The sequence below is a fragment of the Amycolatopsis rhizosphaerae genome, assembly GCF_007713715.1.
Lineage (GTDB): Bacteria > Actinomycetota > Actinomycetes > Mycobacteriales > Pseudonocardiaceae > Amycolatopsis_E > Amycolatopsis_E rhizosphaerae.
In genome coordinates, this window is record NZ_VJWX01000857.1 from 1 (window position 1) to 1,297 (window position 1,297).

A 1,297-nucleotide genomic window follows, 5' to 3' on the forward strand; every position below is an offset into this window, starting at 1 on the left:
GTCTGCTGGTGCTCTCGGTGGCGATCGGGGCGGGCGCGGGCCTGGGCGCGGTCGCGTTCCGCTGGCTGATCACGGCGTTCACCCGCCTGTTCTCCGGGCACACCGACTACGCGGCCGCCGGCGGGCAGGCCCATCCCTGGCTGCCCGCGCTCGGCCCGTGGTTCCTGCTGATCACGCCGGTCCTGGCCGGGCTGGTCTACGGCCCGCTGGTGCACCGGTTCGCCCCGGAGGCCCGGGGCCACGGGGTGCCGGAGGTGATGTACGCGGTGGCCGAACGGGGTGGCCGCATTCCCGCCCAGGTCACCGTGGTCAAAGCGCTCGCCTCGGCGATGACCATCGGCTCGGGCGGCTCGGTGGGCCGTGAAGGACCCATCGTGCAGATCGGCTCCGCGCTCGGCTCCACCCTCGGGCGGCTCGCCCGGCTACCCGAGTCGCGGCTGCGTGTCCTGGTCGCCTGCGGCGCCGCCGGGGGTATCGCGGCCACCTTCAACGCCCCGCTGGCCGGGCCGTTCTTCGCGATGGAGCTGATCCTGCGGGACTTCGCCGCCGAATCCTTCGGCGCCGTGGTGCTCTCCAGCGTCACCGCCAGCGTGGTCGGACGGGCGGTGTTCGGCAACGCCGCCTTCCTCAGCCTGCCCCCGTTCACCCTGCGCAACCCCGTCGAATACCTGCTCTTCGTCGCACTCGGCATCCTCGTCGGCGCCAGCGGCGTGCTGTTCACCCGCGTGCTCTACCTCGTCGAGGACGCCTGCGACTGGCTCTGGCGCGGCCCCGAGTGGCTGCGCCCCGCCGCCGGCGGGCTCCTGCTCGGCGGACTCCTGCTGCTGCTGCCCGAGATGTACGGCGTCGGCTACCCCGTCCTGCAAAACGCCGTCCAAGGCCGCTACGTCCTCGGCTTCCTGCTCATCCTGCTCGCCGGGAAGATCCTCGCCACCAGCCTGACCATCGGCATCGGCGGCTCCGGCGGCGTGTTCGCGCCCTCGCTGTTCATCGGCGCCATGGGCGGCACTGCCTTCGGCATCGCCGTGCACACCGCCCTGCCCGCGGTGACCGCCTTCCCCGGCGTGTACGGGCTGATCGGCATGGGCGCCGCCTTCGCCGGCGCCGCCCGCGCCCCCATCACCGCCGTGGTCATCCTGTTCGAACTCACCGGCCAGTACACCATCATCCTGCCGATGCTCACCGCCATCGTGGTCGCCACCCTCACCGGCAAAACGCTGTCCCACGACACCATCTACACCCTCAAACTCACCCGCCGCGGCATCGACCTCACCCAGCACCCGCAAGCCCGCCGAGC

The 1,297-nt window shown here is 72.3% G+C and carries 1 protein-coding gene; it reads left to right on the forward strand.

Annotation, left to right across the window (positions count from 1 at the left end; all coding sequences use genetic code 11):
* Positions 1 to 2 precede the first annotated feature (2 nt).
* Positions 3 to 1,297 (forward strand): chloride channel protein (locus tag FNH05_RS37435; protein WP_246128171.1); only part of this gene is annotated, 1,295 nt, incomplete at its 3' end.